This window comes from Aquiflexum sp. (genome assembly GCF_977115555.1).
This window is the reverse complement of record NZ_CDSBKL010000019.1, coordinates 1-23469: the sequence shown is the minus strand read 5'-3', so window position 1 is coordinate 23469 and position 23469 is coordinate 1. Positions and strand designations below refer to the sequence as shown.

Sequence of the window (23469 nt, the reverse complement as noted above, 5' to 3'; positions counted from 1 at the left end):
AGACCCTTCGCATCACTACCAATGACAGAGTTTGTTTCATTCGAGGATGTTCAACCCCTTTGGGGTTGGACTGAATTTCGCAATCGCTCTGAATCCCCGGGTTGCAACCCGGGATTATTATTGATTCAACCCCCGTTGGGGGTTTTTAGTATTTGTCATTTACTTTTCTGAACATTTCTTATTATCTTAAAAAATCAGAGTGACGATCTCCGAAATCACCTCATTGGTAGAAAGAAATAGTGTTATTCACTAAAACAAACTTCCCTGTACAGGTTGTACTTTTTGAGCCTGAAAAGTTCCTTTCAGCATATCCTGAAGCAGCCTGTTAAAGGAAGGTTTCCAGGTTTCCAGGTTGATTTTGGCATCTTTTCCTTCATACCCAACTGGACCCAACAGCCTTTCATATCCCACCAACATCGCCCAAATTGTATAAAAAGTGGCCTCGGGTTGTAATTCAGGCCTGATACTTCCATCTTTTATCCCCTGTACGACCATTTGTGTACCGATTTTTCCACAATCGTGATGGACTTCCAAAAGCTTTTGAAAATGATCACTTTCCAATACCAAGGGGTCTATTTTTGATCTTAGGTTTTCATCATTATACTGCTGCACCAGACCCATAAAGTTCAGAATTGCCTCATAGTACATCCGGTGGTTTTTGGCAAACTTGAAGTAATTATTTGAAAGCTCAGTCAGCATGTCCAGACCGTTTTTGCCTTTGATTTTGATGATTTCCCGGAATACGTCCTTGAGTTCATCGAAGGCTTTTTTGGTCACCGCCATATACAGATCTTCCTTGTTTTTAAAATAAAAATAAGTGAGCCCTTTGCTTATTTTGGAGGCTTTGGCTACATCTTCCATTTTGGTGGACTGATAACCTCTTTCGGTAAAAAGCTTGATTGAGGCCTCTAAAATCAATTTTTCTTTCTGTTGTCTTTCCTGTGCTCCCATGATTGAAAATATTCGAATTAAGTTCAAATATATTAAACAATGGTCAAAATGTAGTGAAATTTGCTTCCAAAAAAAGTAAAACGCTAAATGTCAACACATTTGACAAAGGTTTGCCACTGATCTTCATTGAAAATTTTACTGATTTCAGTGACTAAGGTATGCAGGCATTCCTTGAAAAACTCACTGTAAAAATTCTTGATAGCCAGATACGAAACCGAAAAACTTTCCCTCAATCTCTTCATTTCGGCATCCAATTCTGATGCTGTGATGTTCCCCTGATCAAATCTTCCAATAATTTCCAATCTTTCATCCTCAATCTGCTCTAGCAAAACTGCGACTTCAGCTTTGTAAGACAAGCCTACTGAATACCTGCAGACTGCAAAAGTATTACTCGCATCGTTGATTTTTATTTTTTGGAGAATTCCTGGATTCAATGAATTTGAGCAGATAAACAAGGAAAGGTTTTCGCCCTCAAGGTTTTCCAGATCGGACATCCTGACCCCATATACGCCGTCCATTCCTTCATTTTCAATAGAAATGCGTTGGTCTTCTGTTCCTCCTTTGACTTCAAAATCAAAAAAACCTGAATGGATTTTTTCCACGATAGCATCTACCTGATTTTCTATTTGAATTGGACTCAGTTTTTCTTCCTGTATGCAAGAATTGAGCAGGAAAAGCGGGATAACTGTCATCCCAATCCAAAAAAACTTTTTAAAACCCATGGTAAACAATAACTTGGTAATGGTCAAAATTAAAAAAAAAGCCCTGAAACCAGGGCTTGATTGATTCAATTGACTTTAATGATATAATAATTCTTTTTGCCTTTTTGGACCAAAAGGTATTTTCCCTGAAGCAAGGTTTGAGAAACAGCAGCATTTGGATCGTTGATTTTTTCCTTATTGACAGCCACACCGCCACCTTGGATCATTTTCCTTGCTTCTCCTTTGGAAGGAAAAATGATCCCGTTGGTATTTTCCGAAAGCAAATCAGTCACATTGGCAATCGCATCAAAATCAGATTTCAGAATCTCAGCCTGAGGAACTCCCTCAAAAACCTGCAGGAATGTACGCTCATCCAATCCAGCCAAATCCTCAGTGGATGACTTTCCAAAAAGGATTTCTGAGGCTTTGACAGCCATGTTGTATTCGTTTTCTCCATGCACCATGATGGTCACCTGCTTGGCGATTTCTTTTTGCAGCAACCTCAAATGCGGTGCCTCCAAATGCTCTTTTTCCAAACCTTCGATAGTTTCTCTATCCAAAACAGTAAAAATCCGGATATACTTGGCAGCATCCTCATCGGAGACATTCAGCCAAAACTGATAAAAGGCATAAGGGGAAGTTTTCTCAGGATCCAGCCATACAGAACCGCTTTCTGTTTTGCCGAATTTGGTTCCATCAGCTTTGGTTATCAAGGGAACTGTGAGGGCATAGGCACTTCCTCCTTCTTTTTTACGGATCAGTTCTGTTCCGGTCACGATATTTCCCCATTGGTCAGAACCACCAAGTTGGATCGCCACATTATTGTTTTTCCACAAATGATAGAAATCATATCCCTGGATCAGCTGATAGGAAAATTCAGTAAATGAGAGTCCATTGCCGTCTTCCAGTCTTCTTTTGACCGAATCTTTGGCCATCATGTAATTGACTGTGATGTATTTTCCCACGTCCCTGATAAACTCCAGAAATGAAAACTGAGACATCCAATCGTAATTGTTGACAAGTTCCGCTTTGTTTTGTTTTCCCTCACTGAAATCCAAAAAATGAGACAATTGCTCCTGAAGACAGGCTACATTGTGGTCCAAAGTGGCTTTATCCAAAAGATTTCTCTCAGCAGATTTGAAACTTGGATCTCCGATCATGCCTGTAGCACCGCCTACAAGCGCATAAGGCTTGTGGCCTGCCCTTTGAAAATGAAGCAAAGTCATCACTCCGACAAGGTGACCTATATGTAAAGAATCAGCGGTAGGATCAAAGCCAAGATAAGCTGAAGACATTCCTTTGTTCAGGTAATCAACGATTTCCGGGGTCATGTCCTGAAGCATTCCTCTCCAGCGCAGCTCTTCAATAAAGTTATTCATGGGAAACTCTGTTTTTTGAAGGTGCAAATATAGTTTTTTGAATTCCTGATTGGGAAAAATATCTCTATTTCTTGATCCTGAAATTGATTGTTTAGCCAAATTGCTTATATAAATCAGTCTTGGTTTTGGTCGAAAATGAACGATAAAGAACATCCGCGAACAAATAGGAATTTGAAAAGCTCAATTTCAGCCTGATTTCAGCCATATCTTTGGCTTGATCCTTGAAATTACCAAATCGAAGCTTGTCCAAATTCAAACTTTCAAACCATAAATCCATGCTTGAAAATTACATCAAAGTTTCCTTCAGAAATATTGTCCGTCAAAAAAGCTATTCATTGATCAATATCATTGGATTAAGTGTTGGCCTTGCCACTTGTTTATTGATTTTGTTGTGGGCACATGATGAATGGAGGTATGATAAGTTTCACAAAAATCAAGAAAGGATATTTTCTGTGATGCTCAACAATACCCATGGTGACGGATCTATTTCTACCTACCCTGCTACACCGGTCCGCTTGGCCAATACCATCAAGAATGAGATTCCCGAAGTTGAATTCATCACCCAAACAAGCATGAATGCCGATTTGCTTCTCAAAACTGAGGATAATTCCTTCTTACAAAATGGGATTTACAGTGACAATGGATTGTTTCAGATTTTTACCCTTCCCATCTTAAATGGAGATAATTCAGTCCCGATTTTAAACCGGAATTCCATTTCCATTTCTCAAAGTCTTTCTCAAAAGTTTTTTGGTGATCAGGATCCAATTGGAAAAACACTTCAGGTAGATGGGAAATATGATATGGTGGTCAGCAGTGTATTTTCTGATTTACCTTCGAATTCAAGTATCCGATTTGATTTTGTTTTGCCATTTGAAAGGTTCAAAGAGGAAAATCCGTGGACCGGAAGTTGGCAAAGCGGTGGTTCTAAAACATATTTGGCTTTGCATCAGGATGCAAATTTTGAATCAGCCAATCAAAAGGTTTCAAGCTTGATCAAAAAGAATTGCCCTGAATGTACAAGCATTCCTTTTTTGTTTCAGTTTTCGGACTCCAGGCTTTATAACAATTTTGAAAATGGACAAATCGCAGGTGGAAGGATTGACCAGGTTTGGCTTTTTTCTGTTGTTGGGATTTTAATACTTGTGATGGCTTGCATCAACTTTATGAACTTGGCTACCGCAAGGTCAACTACCCGAAGCAGGGAAATCGGTGTAAGGAAAGCCATTGGTTCCGGGAGAATGGCCTTGGTAAAGCAATTTCTTTTGGAATCCATCATGTTGTCTTTTTTTGGGCTTTTCCTGGCAATTGCTTTGGTGAGTTTGATTTTACCCTTTTTCAATGAATTGACTGACAAGAATATATCCCTGGAGAGTATCAACCCTGTTATCCTTGGTGGGGTGCTTTTTTTAACCTTGGGCTGTGGCTTATTGGCAGGATCATATCCTGCATTTTTCCTTTCTTCCTTCAAACCTGTTGGTGTCCTCAAAGGCGATTCAGGCTCCCAACTCAAAGGATCGGGATTAAGGAAAGTTTTGGTTATCGGCCAATTGGCAGTTTCTACCATTTTGATTATCGGCAGTTTGGCAGTTTACAAGCAGATTGAATTTATCAGCAACAAGAACCTTGGTTATCAAAAGGAACAAATCATTGTGATTGATCCTCAGGAATCTATATTAAAAAGCCCTGTGGCATTTAAGAGCGAGTTGAATCAGTTTGCCGGAATCGAAAGTGTGGGGTTTGCAGGAAGTGATATTCTTTCAATCCCGATTACAGCGGATGATATTTTATGGGATGGCAAATCTGAAACTGATCACATCATATTTAAAATCCTACGCTGTGATGAGGATTTTCTGCCAACAATGAAAATCCCATTAATAGCTGGTTCAAATTTTTCGACAGACCAAAATCCTGAAAACCCAAAATACATCATCAACAGGAAAGCCATGGAAGATATGGGAATCGGAATGGAAGAAATAATCGGGACAGTATTGGAAGCTTGGAATGGAAAAGGGCAAATTATCGGAGTCACAGAGGATTTTCACAACAACAGTCTCAGGGAAAACATTGAGCCAATGGTATTCATGTATAGCCAAAACATTGGTTTCCATTATTATATCCGCACTAATCCTGATTATCCAATGGAAGATGTCTTGGCCCATTTGGAAGCCACAATGAAAAAATACAGTCCTGATTATCCTTTTGGATATACATTTTTAGATGAAGCTTTTGGCAGACAATACCAAATGGAAAAAGTGATCGGAAAACTCTCTATGGGTTTTACTGCCATCGCTATTCTGATTGCCTGTTTGGGCCTTTTCGGACTTGCCTCTTTTTCAGCCTCCAAGAGGGTCAAAGAAATGGGGATAAGGAAAGTGATGGGAGCCTCCACAAGCCAACTCATGCTCTTATTGGGAGGAGACTTCTTCAAATTGGTGTTAATCGGTGTTTTGTCAGGCTTTCCTTTGGCTTGGTATTTTTCCAAAACTTACCTGGCAGAATTCGCTTTCCATACCCAACTGAGCGCAGGGGCATATTTGGTCACCACGCTCAGCCTTTTGGGGATTGCTTTGGTTTCGGTTTTCTACCAATCCATAAAGGTGGCATTGTCCAATCCTGTGGAGTCTCTGAGAAATGAATAAATTCAACAATAAGCTCCTTATCTCAAAAGCTTACCAAGCTATCCCATAATCTTCACCGTGATTGCTTGAACCGCCCCAAAATGTCCCATGCTTCCAATCAAACCAAATGGCATTCAAAGGTCCCGATGTTCTGTCCAAAAGATTGGCTTTGTAGCCTCTTTGTTGCAGGTCTTTTCTAACCCAAGCCGGAACCTGACTGTTGAGGGTGATAGATCCCGGTTTTGATTCGTGAGCGCCAAAAGAGGATTGAATTTGGTAATTATGGATATTGGCAGCTTCGGCAGCTTCCTGTACCGTCATTCCAAACTCTACAATATTCAGGAACAGTTGCAGCAAATCCTGATCCTGTGTATCTCCTCCTTGCACAGCAAAGGAAAGGAATGGTTTGCCATCTTTCAATGCCATACTAGGTGTCAGCGTTACCCGAGGCCTTTTTCCGGGCTGGAGGACATTGAAAGGATTAAGCCTTTCATCCAAAACAAAACTCTGCATTCTCTGACTCATTCCGACTCCGGTATTGCCTGCAATGGTGGCCGGAATCCAACCTCCTGATGGTGTTATGGAAACTACCCATCCTTCTGCATCCGCTGCTTGGATGGAAGTTGTTCCTGCCAAGAAATGGTCAAGGAATGGATCATTTTCACCTTGGATCGGCAGTTCAGGTCTGTCATACACCAAGGCTTCTTTTCTGTTTGCCAATAAATGCGTGAAAGGATTTGTTTCTCCCTGAAAAGGGTAGGGATCTCCGGGGCCCATTTCAGGATCGTTCTTTTCCTTGATCAGTTTTGCGCGTTCTTTCGCATATTCCTTTGACAACAAACCTTTCATCGGGCTTTTTGGACTGAAGTCGGGATCACCATAATAAAAATCCCTATCTGAAAATGCCAGACTCATGCTTTGGTACACAGTATTGATATAATTGGCAGAATTATAACCCATTGACTTGAGGTCAAAATTTTCTAAAATATTCAAACTCTGAAGCAAAGCAGGGCCTTGGGTCCATTCCTGAAGCTTGTAAACCTCGATTCCCTTATAATTAACCATAAGCGGCTCCTCGATTTTCACTTTCCACTTGGCAAAATCCTCCATCGTGAAAAGACCGCCTTGTTCACGTGCTCCTCTTACAATTTCCTCAGCGATATCTCCTTTATAAAACCGCTCATATGCGGCATAAATGGCTTCTTTTCTGGATTTCCCTGCTGCCAGTGCGGCTTTTTCAGTTTCCACCAATTTCTTTAAAGTCTGATAAAGGTCTTCCTGAACAAAAACTTCTCCGGGATAGGGAGCTTCTCTTTCTTCACCCAAATGCGGCAAAAACACCTTCTTGGAATAAGGCCATTCTTTGATCAGGTCTTTCCTGTTTTCGATCATGTTGGCAGTTTGGGCTTCAATAGGATAGCCCTTTGCCATTTCCATAGCAGGAGCAAGGACCTGAGCCAAACTCATCGTACCATATTCAGCCAATATGGTCATCAATCCCCCCGGAGTTCCCGGAGTCGTTGCTGCCAATGGACCAAACTCAGGTGGATAGGACATGCCTTTTTCCTTAAAAAAATCTGCCGTGGCACCGGTTGGTGCAATTCCCATGGCATTGATGGCTATGACTTTTCCCGTTTTTGGATTATAAATCAAGGCTTGGGTCTCACCACCCCAACTCAGTACATCCCACATGGTACAGACAGCCGCAAGCATGGCGCAGGAAGCATCCACAGCATTTCCACCTTGGTTAAAAATCATGGACCCGGCGGTCGCACCAAGAGGTTTGCCGGTTATTGCCATCCAATGCTTGCCATGGAGCGGCGGTTTTTGTGTTTGCGCAAATGCACTTACAAAGCAAAAACTGATTAACAGAAACAAAAGGTTTTTTTTCATCATGGCTGATTGTCGATTAGTTTGGGTAGCAAAGGGTCAAAACCCTCAAATTTACTGTTGTATTGGGTGAAAAGACTGAAAAGGGAAGAGGCTTCTTTGAGGTTAAGCCTGTTTGTATCTGCAAAAGCTTCCATTTCAGATTGGCTTTCTCCGAATATTGGGAATAATTTTTTCTTGTTTGATGGGATTTCAATAATGTTTTTTCCTTCGACATAATAATACACATACCGCTTGACAACCCTGTCATCAGGTTCTCCCACCATCAATGCCTGATTGTAATTTGACTCCTTGATGGAAGCGATTGTCCTCCTGATCAACGGCATTTTACCATCCACAAGCACTTCAAAAAATCCTGCAATCGGAGAGCCTTCCTCCTTGAAATCCATTCCATTGATAAAATACCTTGGGACGCCATGTTCTGAATCTATCCAAACAATGTTTCTCACCCTTAATCCGGGAACTGTAGTAGCTTCTTCAGAATTTTCTGACCTCAGTTCAAATGTATTGCTGTTGATATTATACCTGACAAAATAACCTTCAATAAGCTCTTCATTTTTATAGAGTAGGATAGAGGCTTTGTTCCATTTTGTATCCAAATAGAAATTACCCTGAAGTTTTTTGGGTTCAGGAGGAATACCGTAAATGGCATTGCCTCCAATGAAATTGGGCCTTTTGTTAAATAATTCGGCAATATTGGTAGCTCTGATAGTTTTTTGTAAGGCTGCTCCGGTGGCGTCTTCATAGCCCATGGGAAAAAGTGTGATCACCCCCAAATTCAAATCATCTTTGACCTGAATCTGGGCCTGATACGATTGAAAACCGCTCATTTTGATATTCAGTACATAGGTATTTGCAAAAACGCTATCTATGGCAAACTTTCCTGATTCATTGGAAATAGCAAAAAAAGCAAAATCCTTCAAGGTCACTTCGGCGCCGGAAATCAATTCTTCAGTCGCCCCATTCCTCAATATTCCCGTAAGGGAAAACCTTTGTGCGAATAGTTCGCCTGCTGAAAAAGTCAAAAACAACATCAGCAGTAACAATACTTTAGATTTATTCATTTTTACTCAGGTATAATGTATTGGTTATAAATAGTTAGGAAAGGCTTTTGTTTTGTAATTTGACTATGTTATCCTACATTTAACCCTTAATATAATTATTGATTTGGAATATCATGAACAAAACCCCATGTACTTATTTTTTCTTTACTTAATGGGTGGGTTTTATGTTTTTGCGGGGACGATGCATTTTGTCAAACCAAGAATGTTCATCAAAATCATTCCTCCTTATCTTCCAAATCCCAAACTTCTGAATGCCTTGGCGGGAATGTTTGAACTTGTTTTTGGTTTGGGATTGTTATTTGAACCTACGAGGGCTATTTCAGCCATTGGAATAATTCTTCTTCTATTGGCTGTTTTCCCTGCCAATATTTACATGTATCAAAAAGGTGCCAAAGGAATACCAAAATGGGCCCTATTCCTGAGATTGCCATTACAATTTGCGCTTATTGCCTGGGCCTATCAATATGTCTAAACTGATTGACTTTGAATTTTAGTGATTTTAATTTTGAATCAAGCCTGAATGAAGGACTTGATGCTATGGGATTTGATAAACCGACTCCCATCCAAGAATTTGCCATTCCCGTGATCCAACAGGGTAAAGACCTCATCGCCTGTGCCCAAACCGGTACCGGAAAAACAGCCGCATTTATTCTTCCGATTTTGAATAAAATGGCCAAGGAAGGTCAAACTGACCTTAATACCCTGATTTTGGCCCCTACAAGAGAGTTGGCCATTCAGATTGACCAACAGATCCAAGGCTTTGCATATTTCTTGGGAGTGAGTTCCATTCCCGTTTATGGTGGTGGAGACGGCATTGCCTGGGAGCAACAGAAAAAAGCCATGGAAGTCGGTGCCGAAATCATCGTGGCCACTCCGGGAAGGTTGATCGCATTATTGGCCGGAGGCAAAATAAATTTTGACAAATTGGAGCACCTCATCATGGATGAAGCGGACAGGATGCTCGATATGGGTTTTTCTGATGACATTCTCAAAATCGTCAATTACCTTCCAAAGAAAAGACAGACCATTCTTTTCTCTGCAACCATGCCTCCGAAGATCAGACAATTTTCCAAGCAGCTCCTCAATAATCCTGAAGAGATCAGTCTTGCAATTGGTAAGACCGCAGCCAATGTAACACAAGGGGTTTATTTAGTCTATGAAACCCAAAAGGAGGCTTTGGTAAGAAGCATCCTAACGAAAAAGGATTACGAAGCAGTCATTATTTTTGCTTCTACCAAAGAGAAAGTAAAAAACCTTTATAAGTTGCTTAAAAAAGATTTTGATATTGAGGCTTTTCACTCTGATTTAGAGCAAGTTGAGAGAGAGATTATCATGTCTAGGTTTAAGAACAAATCTCTCAAAATCCTGATTGGTACTGATATCATTTCGCGTGGGATTGATGTAGTCGGAATTGAATTGGTCATCAATTATGATACGCCAAATGATCCTGAAGACTATGTCCACAGAGTAGGAAGAACCGCAAGGGCCGACAGCAATGGAGAAGCCATCACATTTGTAAGTGACAAAGACCAATACAAACTATCCCGCATCGAACAGATGATCGGAATGGAAATTGAGAAATTTTCCCTTCCGGAAGGTTTTGAATCCGGTCCGGAGTATAAAAGTAAAAGTCATCATTCAGAACATAAAGGAGATTTCAAGGGCAAAAAAAGCTTCTCAAAAAACTCCAAAAAGAAGAAAAACTTCAAGCCTCGTGACAATCAAAATCCTGTATCTAAGGAAAAGCAGACAGTTAAACCTTCAGATCAAAACCATGAAGCTAGGCCCCCAAGAGAAAAAGCTCAAGATGGCAATAAAGAAAAAAACACCCCTTTCGGAAAAAGAACGAACGTGATTGATTGATAACAGTAAAGGAAATAAAACAAAAAGAGGTCAGCAAAAACGCTTACCTCTTTTTTTATGCTTCTATATAAATATAATCAATTCGAAATTACTTTGGCAAACTCTCCAAAACCATCCTGACCAATTCTGCTTTTTCTTTGTCTTTGATCCACCTTGCCACGATTACCAAGTCATTTTCTTCATCCACATAAATCATGTTGGTTCCTGCACCCAAATGGAAAAAAGCTGTTTCAGGTGCTGCGGGAATCTCTTTTCGGTCGGTATTCAGGAAATAATTCATAAAACCATAATTGGGTTGTACGGTGGTTGGGGTTCGGGACTTTCTGATCCAATCCTGAGAGATGACCTGAACTCCATTCCAATTACCTTTTCTCAAAGTGAGATACCCAAACCTTGCCTGATCATAGGCATTGATAAACAAGCCCCCTCCCCAATGTGAGCCACCGCTGACTGACTGCATGATTTGTCCATCAAGGATGATGAAGGAGTTTTCATATCCTGTCCATCTCCAGGTAGGACTTGCACCGATTTTATCCATCAGATTTTCTTTCAACACCACCGGAAGAGGTTTTCTCCAAACATTCAAAACTGCCAAAGCAAGGACATTGACCCTTGTATCGTTGTATTTGTAAACCGTCCCTGGTTCATTTCTAGGCCTGCTGAGCCATTCAGATGAATTCCCCTGCGGTCTATCTGCCCAATCAGGTTTACCCCAAAGGCTTCCTTCCCAATCAGAGGTCTGTCGTAGCAAATGCTCCCAAGTGATCTTGCGGTTATGCGGCCCTGCAAAAAGGTCAAATACATCTTCCTGATCCAAATGATCTGCTTTGTTCATCAGAGATTTATAGGGTTCGTATGGAATAATCGGCCCCACATAAGGGTAGACAAGGTCTTTTTCATTTTTGATCAGCCCCCTGTCAACTGCCATCCCCACAGTCGAAGACAGGATACTTTTGGCCACACTGAAAGTCAGGTCAACCCGTTCAGGTTCTCCCCATTGCCCGATGATATATCCTTTATAAATGATTAGGCCATTTGCTGATCCTCTTTCTTTCATTGGTCCGACTGGAAAACCAAAAGGCTCTCTTCCAAAACCGCTTAGATAGTGGGCCATCTTAAGGTTAGGATCTGCTTCACTTTCTGTAGAAATGGCAAAATCTATTGCCTGCTGAAGTTTGGCTGCATCGACTTTCATGTCTACAGGCTTTTTTTGTTGCCAATCTCCTGCAGCAGGAAAATAAACTTGCTGTCCGATAGATGAAAATGGAATCAAAAAAACGGTCAAAGCAATGCTTATCTTGAATATCTTTCTCATAATATTTTTTATTGAATGTATCGGCAATCCTGTGTTCTTGGAAGGCATATTACAGGATTAGCACCTATTAACTTTAAAAGGTTGGTAATAATGCGTTAAATTGTAGCGTAAAACAATTATGAAGGATATTTGTCTTACTTAATATTGTGTTTAGATGGACCAACAAAAAATTTACATAATCGGAGCCGGTATTTCGGGACTGATCGCTGCCTATGAACTTGAAAGAGCGGGATATAGCCCGCAAATCTTGGAAGCCTCAGATGGGGTTGGGGGAAGGGTAAGAACAGACATTGAAAATGGATTTCTTTTAGACAGAGGTTTTCAGGTGTTGTTGACAGCCTATCCTGAGGCAAAAAGATACCTGGATTATGAAAAACTGAAGCTCAAAATGTTTGATCCGGGAGCAATAATTTTCAAACCCGGTGACTTCTTTGCGGTGCATGATCCTTTGAGAAATCCAATGAGGCTGTTTGGAATGGCATTTTCAAAAGTGGGAACTTTGAAAGATAAATTCAAAATCTTTACCCTGACTAATTCCCTGAAAAAGAAATCCGAGGAAAAGATATTTGCTGAGCCTTCTCTTACTACTATTGATTTTTTGAGAAACTATCGTTTTTCTGAAACTATAATTGACAATTTTTTCAAACCTTTTTTCAAAGGAATCTTCCTTGAAAATGGCCTTCAGACTTCCTCAAGGATGTTCAATTTCGTCTTTAAGATGTTTTCAATCGGTTTTGCAGCAATTCCGGAAAGAGGAATGCAGGAAATTCCTGTCCAATTGAAAAATAAGCTTCAAAACACTGTTTTCCATTTCAATTCACCTGTCGAAAAGGTGGAAGGAAACACAATATTTCTTAGAAATGGAAATAAAATCCAGGCAGATAAAGTCATCATCGCCTCACGTCCTGATAGAATGCTGCCTCAGTTGGCAGGTCAGGTCAAAGAATACAGAAAAGTGATCAACCTATATTTTTCTTTGGAGAAATCCTTTATTGCTCAGCCTATGATCGGGTTGGTACCTGATTCACAATACCTGATCAACAATTTTGTTTTCATGACGGATGTTTCCAAATCCTACAGCAGTTCAGGCAAAGCACTGCTTTCTGTCACCGTGACGCAGGATTCCAAGGCAGATGAATTGCTTGTCAAAATGGTTGCCTTGGAATTGGAAGCTTTGACAGGAATCAAAGCCAACTTTTTTCATCATATCAAAACCTATGAAATAACAGAAGCCTTGCCACAGGTCGAGGACATGCAAAACAATATTTCTCCAACGAACACAAAAATTCAGGATGACGTGTACCTTGCCGGAGACTATCTTCTCAATGGATCAATCAATGCAGCGATGACAGCCGGAAGAAAGGCTGCAGAAGCAGTCATGTTAAGCCTTCAACCTACCCAATAATTTGAAAAAGACCATAGCAATAGCAGGCGCAGGTGGATATATCGGAAGGTGGTTTATCAACAAATACAAAGCAAAGTACAATATTGTCGCGCTGAGTAGGCGGGAGGCCATCCAAAATCCTGATCCTGAAGTGGAATGGCGAAAAGTGGAACTGTTTTCCATTACTTCTACCATTGAGGCTTTGCAAGGGGTAGATTATGCAGTTTATCTAATCCATTCCATGAGTGCTTTGACCCGGCTTGACCAGGGAAGCTTCGAAGATACAGACCTCTTGTTGGCAGATAATTTTTCCCGTGCAGCCGAAGCAAACAACATCAAACAGATTCTTTACTTGGGAGGAATTCTTCCCAAGGAAGTGGAAGAAGAAAAAATGTCGATTCATCTCAGAAGCAGACTGGAAGTAGAAAAAACTTTGGGTGAAAGAGGTGTTCCGGTAACTGCCCTGCGTGCCGGAGTCATAGTTGGCCCGGGTGGTTCTTCTTTTGAGATGGTTAGAAATCTGGTCAGAAAACTTCCTGTTTTGATGTGTCCCAAATGGACCACATCCCAAACACAGGCCATTTCCCTGCGCGATACCCTGACTATCATGGATTCCTGCATTGGAAATCCTGAAGTTTTTGGAAAAGCCATTGAAATCGGAAGCCCTGAAATTTTATCCTACAAAGGCATGCTCGAAGAGACCGCAAGGGTGATGGGAAAGAAAAGGTTTATTTTCACAGTACCCGTTTTTTCTGTGGGTTTTTCAAAGCTTTGGGTGTCTTATTTTGGCGAAACTCCCTCAAAATTGGTATCTCCTTTGGTAGAAAGCCTCAAGCATACCTTGACCGTATCGGAAGAACTGAAATTCAAGGAAAAGGAAATCGATTACCTATCATATGAGGAAAGTGTAAAGGAAGCCCTTGATCCTGAGAATAAACTTCCTGCACTTCCAAAATTTAAAAATGACCGGGATGTAAAAAATACCGTCAGAAGTATCCAAAGAATGCCCAACACCAGGCACAAAAGCGCTTTGTGGGTAGCAAATAGGTACAAACGTTGGTTGCCTACTTTTTTTAGGTTTTTGATCAATGCCAAAGAAACAAGTCGTGGAGACATCGGTTTTTACCTGTTGAAAGGATCTAAGCCCATGTTACAACTTACCCTGATTCCGGACAGAAGTGACATCAAAAGACAATTGTTTTACATCACAGGAGGGTGGCTGGTCAAAAGATTTGATTATGGTTGGTTGGAGTTCAGAGAGGTACTCGGGGGAAAATTCATGATTTCTGCCATCCATGAATTTGTCCCCAGACTTCCTTGGTTTGTCTACGTCAACACCCAAGCCAAAATCCATCTTTGGGTAATGAACCGTTTTAGAAAATACCTCGAAAAATACAAAGGAAACTGATAAAGCTGTATTGGATTAAAATCCAACTGCTTTGTCATCTCCTCTTTTGTCGGCCCCTCCTTCGAATTTTCCATTAGGGAGTTTAAGGATTGCATCAACTTTTCCGATTATCGGGGTGAAGCCTTCATTGATAAGGTATCCTTTCGTTTTCAATTCATCGAAGATAGCGCTTGAAAAGCCCTCAGGTTCGAAATTAACAAAGTCCGGAAGCCACTGATGGTGAAATCTCGGCGCATCTACCGCCTGCTGCATGGTCATGTCAAATTCTACCACATTCAAAATAGTCTGCAGTACTGATGTGATAATGGTAGACCCACCCGGTGTACCCACAACCATCAAAAGCTGCCCATCTTTCTCTACTATGGTAGGTGTCATGGAACTCAGCATCCTTTTTCCTGGGGCGATACTGTTGGCTTCAGCCCCTACCAGCCCAAACATATTGGGAACACCTGCTTTGGCACTGAAATCATCCATTTCGTTGTTCAGGAAAAACCCGAGTTCATCGCTGTACAATTTGGAACCGTAAGCCCCATTCAAAGTCGTTGTTATGGCCACAGCATTCCCATATGTATCTACAATGGAATAATGGGTAGTCTCATCACTTTCTACATATTGGATGACACCCTGAGATACAGCGCTGGAAAGCGTTGCCCTTCCCGGGTTGAAGTCTGAAATTCTGTTTTTCAGGTATTCTTTGTCAATCATTTCATTGATGGGAACGGCCACAAAATCAGGATCACCCAAATAGAAATTCCGATCTGCATAGGCCCTTCTTTCCGCCTCTGTAAGTGTTTGGATGTATTGTGCCGAGTTATGGCCCATTGACTTCAAGTCAAAGCCTTCCAACATCCCAAATATCTGGGCCAAAGTCACCCCTCCGCTACTCGGAGGAGCCATGGAGATGACTTTGATATCCTTGTAATCAAAGGAAATGGGATCACGCCATTTGGCTTCATAGCCTGCCATATCCTCCATGCTGATGATTCCGCCTTTGGCTTGGATAAAATCCACCAACTTTTGGGCGGTCTCTCCTTTGTAAAATTCATTCTTTCCATTTTTGGAAATCCTTTTTAAGGTTTCGGCAAGAATCGGGTATTTGATCGTATCGTTGGTCTTAAACTCCCTTGCAAAAAATGTATTTTCCCCATTTACTTTAATAAAATTTTCTCTATTTGCTGCCAGCCTTTTTTCTTGGTTTGCGGTAACGACCACGCCCTTTTCGGCCAATTCGATCACAGGGGCAAGGATTTCTTCCATTGGAAGTGTACCAAATCTCCGATGAACTTCAAACATTCCTGCTACAGTACCGGGCACCCCAACTGCCAAAGCGCCTATTGTACTCAATCCGGGTATTACTTCCCCATTTTCATCCAAGTACATGTCCCTTGTGGCTGACATTGGGGCTTTTTCCCTGTAATCCAAAGAACCGGATTCCCCGTTTTCCAATCTGAAAACCATAAATCCCCCGCCTCCAAGATTTCCGGCAAAGGGATAGGCAACCGCCAATGCCAATTCTGTGGCAATCATGGCATCAAATGCATTTCCGCCTTTATCCATGATCATCAATCCGATTTTGGATGCTTCACCTCTTGCAGTGACGACCATGGCCTTTTCAGAAATCAAACCACGGTTCTCTAAAGAAACTATATCATTTTCCTTACAGGAAAAAACAAACAGGCAAACTAAAATTACCAGGAAAAGGGTACGGTTTTTATTTTTCATTTTGATTGATCAGTGTTTCATTGAATAGCTTTAAAATCCTTTTATACTCATCAGTCCAACTGCTTGGTTCTACAAATCCGTGGTCTTCCACAGGATATACGGCCATTTCCCACTTGTCCTTGCCCAATTCGATCAACCTTTGGGCTAACCGGACCACATCCTGAAAATGCACATTGACATCGATCATTCCGTGGGCAATCAAAAGATTTCCTTTCAAGCCTTCTGCAAAATAAATAGGGGAGGATCTCCTGTACGCAATAGGATCGTTGAAAGGTTCATTCAGAATATTGGCTGTGTAGCCATGATTATAATGTGCCCAATCTGTCACAGACCTCAAGGCTGCACCTGAAGTGAAGGTATCCGATTCATTAAAAAGAGCCATCAAGGTGATAAATCCACCGTAACTTCCTCCGTAAATTCCGATTTTTCCGGCTTTGACGCCATGGTTTTCCATCAGGTATTTGGCCCCGTCAACCTGATCAGAAAGGTCTTTTCCTCCCATGTGTCGGTAAATGCCTGTTCTCCAATCCCTTCCATATCCCGCACTTCCCCTGTAATCAATGTCTAATACGGTATATCCCAAGTCAGTCAGCAAATTGTGAAACATGTATTCTCTGAAATAACTTGACCACCATTTGTGGGCGTTCTGCAAATAACCGGCACCATGGACAAAAATCACCGCTGCTCCGTTGTTATTTATGGCCTCCGGTATATATAATCTTGCAGGCACCATTTGGCCATCAGCAGCTTTGAAAGTGACTACCTGAGGATCTCTCCAAGAATAGGCTTTGAATTCTTCGCTTTGACCAAAAGTCAATTGCTTGGGTTGCGATTTGGGAGTGTTTGCTTGGATATACAATTCCTCAGGTTGATTGCTGTAGGAATAAAGAATGGCCATGTTTTTCTCATCAGGGGAAAGGGATACGGCATTATTACCGGTAAGGGTAGTAAGTTTTTCCATTTTCCCACCCATAAGCGGCATCATATAAAAATGTCTTTCGCCGGGATGTACTTCAGAAGTGGTCAGGTACCAATATTTCCCGTTTTTGGAAAGAAAGGGATCAAAGACTTCAAATTTACCAGTGGTCAATGCTTTTTTGGTGCCTGTGGCAATATCAATTAAATAAAGGTGGGAATAGCCACTTTCTTCAGATTGGAAGTAGATATGCTTGTTGTCCGGTAACCAACCCAAAGTTCCTCCTCCAAATCCCCAACCTATACCCGGTCCTGCAATCCAAGCCTCATCCCGCTGTCTGTCAACGGATTTTAATGTCGCTGACTCAAGGTCAAGTAAAGTGATCCATCTGTCTTTATTGTCATTTGCCCGGATATTGACAATTGCATTTTTGCCATCATTTGAAAAAATAGGGGCAGCTATTGTCACTTTCCTGAATTTTTCCTCCCATGTTTTTTCTGGGTAATCTTTGACATAGTCAGGAAGGTCTTTGATCCCCGGCAGGCTATCTGTAGTGACAAAAATCGCAGTGTCTTTTTCAAAATTATAAACAGCAAGTTCTAAGGTTTGGGGATTATCTCCGACTTTGGACCTTGTATTCAGTCCATTTGTGTAGCCGGAAGCATCTGTGTAATCAGGAACTTCAGTCCTTTTGTTTTCGGCGCGACTCAACAGCAGTAGGGTAGCGTACTTTTCATCCGGCGATAGCTGCATATTTAATATTTGCTTGCCTTCTGTATAGAAAGTAAAGGGTTTTTTTTCCGAAATGGATTCGTAATATTTTTTGGATTTATCTTCCTTTTCTTCTCTTTCCCTAATCACTTGCAAGAGGCTCAAATTATCTTCCTGAAGCCATTTTTCTCTTTCTGCTAGCTTTTCTTCTTTTTCTTTAGGCCGATTTCCATTTTGGATCCGGGTCACTTTTTGAAGCTTGCCTGACGGAATATCGAGTATATAAAGGTCATTGGAAGATTCGAATGCAATCCTGTTTTCGTTAGCCAAGAAAATTGGATTTGAAATCCTATCCCCTAATTTGATAAGGGAAGTTCTGCTGCCTGTTGTGAGGTCATAAAGAAAAACTTCCCCTTCTTTGGAGTATAATTTTTTTGTTTTGGCAATATTGGTTTTGGCATTTTGAGGCACGAGGTTTCGCTGTTCTTCTACAGTAACTTTCTCGGGTTTTGCTCCTACAGATATGGAAATTTTATAGAGGGAATCTGCAGGGTTTTGCTCCGGATTATATTTAAAATAAATAAACTGCCCCTTGTTATCCCACTGTATATCAGATGGAAACGTTCCCATCCATTTTGGGTCCTTCATTATTTTTTCAACAGAAAGCTCGCTTTGGGCAAATAAATTTTGACTGGAAAATAAACAGATAAAAGCGAACAAGAATATGCTTTTCTTCATAGGAAACGATTTTGCTATTGCTTAGTACAGTAATAAAGGTCTAAGAACAGAATGGATTTGGAAATAAAAAAATGTGGAGAGGTAAAAAAATAATTTTGATTACAATGAATCAAGGAATGTGTGTAATTCTTTTTCAATAATTTCAATATCATGAAGAAGGGATTTGAAATTTCCATGGGAATTTTCCAGATCGGACTCAATTGATTCCAAAATTTTCCTGGTTTGAATGGCTCCGATGTAACTTAAGCTGGGTTTTGCTTTGTGGCATCTTCTTTTGATTAGAGCCCAGTCCTGCTCGTGGTAAAGGTCATCCATACTTTTCAAATCTTTAAGATTTGAATCCAGAATAATCTGAATCATTTCTTGCAACATTTCTTTGTCGTCATCGCCGAAATACTGAAAAATAGTTTGGGGGCTGATAAGCTGATACATAAAATATTCAAATAGCTGTCAAATGTATATAACAATCAAATTTATGTATTTCAAAATAAATAAAAGTAGTTTTAATGTTTTTTTTTAAAAACAACTTCTACCCTTTTTTTTAAACTTTATAAGTGGTTCATACTGCGCTAGTTTCGTATTTCAATTCTATGAATTATATCCTAATTTTGAAAAATTGAAACATCTCTAAGTTATTAATGTTTCCTGATTATTGTTATGAAAAAGAATAAAATTGTTTTCTTGGTACTCGCTGCCATATTTGCTTTGTGCATGTTGTGGATAGGAATCGATATGTCAAGAAAGACCACCTTTCCGGGTTCAAAAAGGAATTTAAAAGAAAGAATAGCTCCCTCAGACACTTTAAAAAGCAATGTCAAAGAAACAAAAGATTGATGTCAGCCTGATTGATCTGGATAAAATGAAAGAAAAGACCACTGACATGCCGGGTCTTTTGCCTTATGCCCATCAATCAGGGAGTGCCATCATCAAGCCTGAGGACAAGGGAAAAATAACCGGTAGGGCAGTAGCTGCCATGCATTCTCAGACTGACATGCAGATGGCCCAGATTTATCAGCAAATGCAGCTTTTGGCCGAACAGGCAAAATTGATCCAAAACAGGGTTGAAATTTCAGAAAGGATATACAAAACCTCCATGGGCTTTGAGCCTTTGATCAATCATCATTACTTTTTATATGAAAAGGAGGATGGAAGCGATTTCCTCAGTTTGGTTGCTCCGGAAGAGTGGGGAAGAAAGAATAAATTTTCAAGATTCATTGCAGAAATAAAATTGCTTGCCGATCATACTTGGGAAATCATCCGAAAAGAAGATTAATTTTGTCCATGCACCATTTGAAAGTGGAGAATTTGTATCGAATCCTTAAAGATTCAGACATCCAAGTGGAATTCAATCAACATTTGGAAGTCAATCTTAGCTACCTCAAAGGAAAAGGTGAATCACTTCTGAATGGCGTCCTTTCTGATCTTGGAGGAATAGGGAAAATCCCTGTTTTGGAAAAACTGAAGTTTGACTTTAAAGTAAACCGGTTTGTATTCATTTATGATGATGAAGCGCATTTCAACAGGTACAGGTTAGCGACACTCAAGTCTTCTATTTATGAGGTTTTTACTTTTCCGTGGATAGATGCTTACATAAGACTAAGCAGAACTTACGAAAAGGAATGTTTGAAAACAGGCTTGCAGGAAAGAGTTTGGAACGGTCCGCCTCTTGCAGGAAAGCTTTTCGGAAAAAGCGAAGCGCCAGGAGACCTCTCAGGAAACGGTTCCGCAGGTTGGAAATTGAATGCGTATAACGACGCTCAATATGACCTTATCAGCAGGCTACATGGATTAAAACTGATCAGGATACCGCTATACGAAAACCTGATGATAGGAGGAAGTCTGAAGAAAATCGATGATTTATTGCTTCACCCCAAAGAAGAACAGCAACAAGGAATCATCAATTGGTTTTCAAGAAAGCTAGTTTAAAAAATAAAATATTTTTTAGGAGAAAAGTCCATACATCTCTCTGTCAATTCGCTGTACAATGGAAGAGAAATCTTCAGGATATTCCACAAAATCCATTTGGTTGACGTCGATAATCAGCAACTTTCCTTTATCGTAGCCGCCAATCCATTCTTCGTAATGGGAATTCAGATTCTTCAAGTAATCAATCCGGATGGCATTTTCATATGTCCTTCCTCTCTTTTCTATCTGACCTACCAACTTTGGGATATCTGCTTTCAAATAAATCAGCAAGTCAGGAGCTTTGACAAAATTGATCATGGAATCAAACAATGAGAGGTAATTCTCATAATCCCTTTCGGAAAACAATTTAGATTTATAAAGATTGGCGGCAAAAATATAAGCATCCTCGTAAATGGTTCTGTCCTGAACCACTGACAATCCACCTTCCCTTATTCTTTTGATCTGATTGAAACGGCTATTGAGAAAAAATACCTGAAGGTGAAATGACCAACGCTTCATATCTTCATAAAAATCTGCCAAATAAGGATTGTTCTCCACCGCTTCCAATTCAGCATGCCAACCATAATGCTTGGCCAACTTGATAGCCAAGGTAGTTTTTCCACTTCCAATATTTCCTGAAACCGCTATGTGCATGGTTGTTTTTTGACTTTGATCCCCAATCTATTTTTTCTGAACCAAAAGGCTTTAAACTCAATGAAACCTTCTTGAAACCTTCAAATCCTTACTTCCGGGAGTATATTCGTAAAACCCCTCGCCGGTTTTTACACCTTTATAACCCGCTTCCACCATATTGACCAACAAAGGACAGGGTGCGTATTTGGGATTGCCAAAGCCATCATGCAAAACCCTCAGGATTGAAAGACAAACATCAAGTCCAATAAAATCCGCCAATTGAAGAGGGCCCATCGGATGCGCCATTCCCAATTTCATAACTGTATCAATTTCCTCAATACCTGCCACCCCTTCAAACAAAGTGTAGATGGCTTCATTGATCATCGGCATCAAAATCCTGTTGGCCACAAAGCCCGGATAGTCATTCACCTCTACAGGTGTCTTTCCCAGTTTTGAAGAAATTTCCATCACAGTATCTGTAATTTCTTGGGAGGTTGCATATCCTTTGATCACTTCCACAAGCTTCATTACAGGCACAGGATTCATAAAATGCATGCCGATCACTTTATCCGGGCGTTTGGTAACCGAACCGATTTTAGTGATTGAAATAGAAGAAGTATTGGAAGCTAAAATGGCATTTTCGGGACTAAATTCATCCAACTGACGAAAAAGGTCTAATTTCACCTGAAGATTTTCAGTAGCGGCCTCTATCACCAAATCTGCCTGTTGAACTCCTTCTTTTAGTGATGTAAAAGGCTGGATTCTTCCCAAAGATGCTTTTTTCTCTTCCTCAGTCAGACTTCCTTTGGCTACTTGTCTATCAAAGTTTTTGGAAATGGTAGCCAAAGCTTTATCCAATGCCGGCTGATTGATATCAATCAGAGAAACCTTATAGCCGTATTGGGCAAAAACGTGTGCGATCCCGTTTCCCATTGTTCCGGAACCAATTACAGAAATGTTATTCATTTTGATTTGGGTTTAGTATTCAGGCAGTTAACAAATGAAAAGAAAAATGAACGCATCAAGGAGTCTTTTCAACGCTTAATTTTTGATCAAATCTAGTTTGATTCGGAAGTAAATCCAATTCTCAATCATATAAAATGGCTAACTTTGGGACATGAAAGAATTAGGGAAAATCAGTTCACTTCTAATAAACCGATTTACTGCCAATGGTGCTTACCTAGCCCTTCGCGAAGGTGGAGAGGTTTTATTGCCAAAAAGCTATCTCAAAGGAGAGGAAAAAGAAGGAGAGGAATTGGAAGTTTTTGTCTATACCGACAGTGAGGACCGGCCGGTTGCGGTTACCAACAGGCCGCTTGCTTTGCTGGATGAATTTGCCGTTATGGAAGCAAAAGAACTCACCGATTTTGGTGCTTTTATGGATTGGGGACTTCCAAAAGACCTCTTTGTCCCTAAATCAGAAATGGGAAAAACCATGGAAGTGGGAGGGAAGTACCTGGTGATGGTTTGTCAGGATTATAAGACAAACCGTCTGATTGGCGTTTCAAAGTATGAGGATTTTATTCTAAGTGATACGAAGGCTTTTGCCACAGGTCAGGAAATCGATGCCTTGATTTTTGAAGAAACAGACCTTGGATTCAAAACCCTCATTGACGGGAGTTATGAAGGATTGATTTATAAAAATGAAGTATTTCAACCCCTCAAAGTAGGGGATAAAACCAAAGCTTTTGTCAAAAAACGCCGAGATGACGGGAAAATTGATTTACAGCTTTTGCCCACAGGCAGGGAAAAATACGAGGAAGGGGCTGAAAAAATCTTGAGGGCTTTACAAGTACAGAAATTCTTACCCCTCCAAGACAAATCATCTCCGGAGGCGATCAAAGAATTACTCGGAATGAGTAAAAAACATTTCAAACAGTCGATAGGGCAACTATACAAAGCAAAAAAAATCACCATACATGAAGACGGAATCAGGCTTGTATGATCTACCCCAAGTATGGATTTAATGATAAGACAAAGCTGAGCTTTGTCTTTTTTTATGACCTTGACAGTATAAAAAAAAAACACAGAATAAATGAGCACCTTCGTCCTCAATGTCTGACTGGCGCGCTTTTGCAAGGCCCTGGTCGAGGGCTGCCTTGCCGGCGTCGTTGACCTGGGCAAACTTGAAGACGGACTTGCCCTTGGCGTCCTTGGCGGAAACGCTGGCGCCGCGGCTGAGGAAGAATCGCATGTTATCCCATGCACGAGAGCGGGCGGCCACGACGACGGGGCAGTCGCCAAGCTTGTTCTTTGGGCGGAAGTTGCCTC

At 40.7% G+C, this 23469-nt stretch carries 20 protein-coding genes; 8 read left to right on the top strand and 12 right to left on the bottom strand.

Going from position 1 to position 23469, the window contains the following annotated elements; genetic code table 11:
• Nucleotides 1-249: 249 nt before the first annotated feature.
• The 3 genes from ACZFYI_RS02430 to tyrS all read right to left on the bottom strand — a co-directional run bounded on the left by ACZFYI_RS02430 (nt 250) and on the right by tyrS (nt 3031).
• Entirely contained in the window at nt 250-951 is a 702-nt protein-coding gene (locus ACZFYI_RS02430; RefSeq protein WP_462522531.1) for a TetR/AcrR family transcriptional regulator, read from the bottom strand.
• Between the two features lie 83 nt (nt 952-1034).
• A complete protein-coding gene (locus tag ACZFYI_RS02425; RefSeq protein ID WP_462522530.1) occupies nt 1035-1643 on the bottom strand; it encodes a hypothetical protein in 609 nt (202 codons plus the stop codon).
• A gap of 95 nt (nt 1644-1738) precedes the next feature.
• Nucleotides 1739-3031, bottom strand: a complete 1293-nt coding sequence (gene tyrS, locus ACZFYI_RS02420) for a tyrosine--tRNA ligase (protein ID WP_462522529.1) — start codon at nt 3029-3031, stop codon at nt 1739-1741.
• 275 nt (nt 3032-3306) lie between these two features.
• Here tyrS and ACZFYI_RS02415 point away from each other — a divergent pair, with 275 nt between their 5' ends.
• Complete coding sequence (locus tag ACZFYI_RS02415) at nt 3307-5670, top strand: ABC transporter permease (RefSeq protein ID WP_462522528.1); 2364 nt, start codon at nt 3307-3309, stop codon at nt 5668-5670.
• Between the two features lie 30 nt (nt 5671-5700).
• Here the strand turns inward: ACZFYI_RS02415 and ACZFYI_RS02410 are convergent, their stop codons facing one another.
• Together ACZFYI_RS02410 and ACZFYI_RS02405 are read right to left on the bottom strand one after the other, a co-directional pair.
• The gene (locus ACZFYI_RS02410) at nt 5701-7542 is read right to left on the bottom strand and encodes a gamma-glutamyltransferase family protein (protein WP_462522532.1); all 1842 of its coding nucleotides are present in this window, start codon (nt 7540-7542) and stop codon (nt 5701-5703) included.
• Nucleotides 7542-8603, bottom strand: a complete 1062-nt coding sequence (locus ACZFYI_RS02405; RefSeq protein WP_462522527.1) for a carboxypeptidase-like regulatory domain-containing protein — start codon at nt 8601-8603, stop codon at nt 7542-7544. The genes ACZFYI_RS02410 and ACZFYI_RS02405 overlap by 1 nt, the downstream gene beginning before the upstream one ends.
• Nucleotides 8604-8730: 127 nt before the next feature.
• On the opposite strand from ACZFYI_RS02405, the gene ACZFYI_RS02400 reads away from it, so the two are divergent.
• Together ACZFYI_RS02400 and ACZFYI_RS02395 are read left to right on the top strand one after the other, a co-directional pair.
• Nucleotides 8731-9075: a DoxX family protein gene (locus ACZFYI_RS02400; RefSeq protein WP_462522526.1), complete on the top strand. Its 345-nt coding sequence runs from the start codon at nt 8731-8733 to the stop codon at nt 9073-9075.
• Nucleotides 9076-9086: 11 nt separating this feature from the next.
• Nucleotides 9087-10466: a DEAD/DEAH box helicase gene (locus ACZFYI_RS02395; protein ID WP_462522525.1), complete on the top strand. Its 1380-nt coding sequence runs from the start codon at nt 9087-9089 to the stop codon at nt 10464-10466.
• Between the two features lie 88 nt (nt 10467-10554).
• Here the strand turns inward: ACZFYI_RS02395 and ACZFYI_RS02390 are convergent, their stop codons facing one another.
• Entirely contained in the window at nt 10555-11781 is a 1227-nt protein-coding gene (locus tag ACZFYI_RS02390; RefSeq protein ID WP_462522524.1) for a serine hydrolase domain-containing protein, read from the bottom strand.
• A 154-nt stretch (nt 11782-11935) separates the two neighbouring features.
• Here ACZFYI_RS02390 and ACZFYI_RS02385 point away from each other — a divergent pair, with 154 nt between their 5' ends.
• Complete coding sequence (locus ACZFYI_RS02385; RefSeq protein ID WP_462522523.1) at nt 11936-13186, top strand: protoporphyrinogen/coproporphyrinogen oxidase; 1251 nt, start codon at nt 11936-11938, stop codon at nt 13184-13186.
• A gap of 1 nt (nt 13187) precedes the next feature.
• Nucleotides 13188-14573, top strand: coding sequence for an NAD(P)H-binding protein (locus tag ACZFYI_RS02380; protein ID WP_462522522.1), 1386 nt, complete (start codon nt 13188-13190; stop codon nt 14571-14573).
• A 15-nt stretch (nt 14574-14588) separates the two neighbouring features.
• Here ACZFYI_RS02380 and ggt read toward each other — a convergent pair whose 3' ends face one another.
• From ggt to ACZFYI_RS02365, 3 genes are all read right to left on the bottom strand, one after another.
• On the bottom strand, nt 14589-16295 hold the full coding sequence (gene ggt / locus ACZFYI_RS02375) for a gamma-glutamyltransferase (RefSeq protein WP_462522521.1): 1707 nt from the start codon (nt 16293-16295) through the stop codon (nt 14589-14591).
• Entirely contained in the window at nt 16285-18660 is a 2376-nt protein-coding gene (locus ACZFYI_RS02370; RefSeq protein ID WP_462522520.1) for a S9 family peptidase, read from the bottom strand. Before ACZFYI_RS02370 ends, ggt begins: the two co-directional genes overlap by 11 nt.
• 99 nt (nt 18661-18759) lie before the next feature.
• Nucleotides 18760-19092 (bottom strand): Hpt domain-containing protein, encoded by a 333-nt coding sequence (locus tag ACZFYI_RS02365; RefSeq protein ID WP_462522519.1) that lies wholly within the window; start codon nt 19090-19092, stop codon nt 18760-18762.
• A 379-nt stretch (nt 19093-19471) separates the two neighbouring features.
• On the opposite strand from ACZFYI_RS02365, the gene ACZFYI_RS02360 reads away from it, so the two are divergent.
• Both ACZFYI_RS02360 and ACZFYI_RS02355 read left to right on the top strand, forming a co-directional pair.
• Nucleotides 19472-19933, top strand: coding sequence for a DUF2452 domain-containing protein (locus tag ACZFYI_RS02360; RefSeq protein WP_462522518.1), 462 nt, complete (start codon nt 19472-19474; stop codon nt 19931-19933).
• 8 nt (nt 19934-19941) lie between these two features.
• Entirely contained in the window at nt 19942-20586 is a 645-nt protein-coding gene (locus tag ACZFYI_RS02355; protein ID WP_462522517.1) for a DUF7255 family protein, read from the top strand.
• A 15-nt stretch (nt 20587-20601) separates the two neighbouring features.
• Here ACZFYI_RS02355 and ACZFYI_RS02350 read toward each other — a convergent pair whose 3' ends face one another.
• Nucleotides 20602-21219: a deoxynucleoside kinase gene (locus ACZFYI_RS02350; protein WP_462522516.1), complete on the bottom strand. Its 618-nt coding sequence runs from the start codon at nt 21217-21219 to the stop codon at nt 20602-20604.
• 57 nt (nt 21220-21276) lie between these two features.
• Nucleotides 21277-22164 carry a 3-hydroxyacyl-CoA dehydrogenase family protein gene (locus tag ACZFYI_RS02345; RefSeq protein WP_462522515.1) on the bottom strand — a complete coding sequence of 296 codons (888 nt, stop codon included), beginning with the start codon at nt 22162-22164 and terminating at the stop codon, nt 21277-21279.
• A 151-nt stretch (nt 22165-22315) separates the two neighbouring features.
• Between ACZFYI_RS02345 and ACZFYI_RS02340 the strand changes: the two genes are divergently transcribed.
• The gene (locus ACZFYI_RS02340; RefSeq protein WP_462522514.1) at nt 22316-23143 is read left to right on the top strand and encodes a CvfB family protein; all 828 of its coding nucleotides are present in this window, start codon (nt 22316-22318) and stop codon (nt 23141-23143) included.
• Between the two features lie 18 nt (nt 23144-23161).
• Here ACZFYI_RS02340 and ACZFYI_RS02335 read toward each other — a convergent pair.
• Nucleotides 23162-23469 (bottom strand): hypothetical protein (locus tag ACZFYI_RS02335; protein WP_462522513.1); only part of this gene is annotated, 308 nt, incomplete at its 5' end.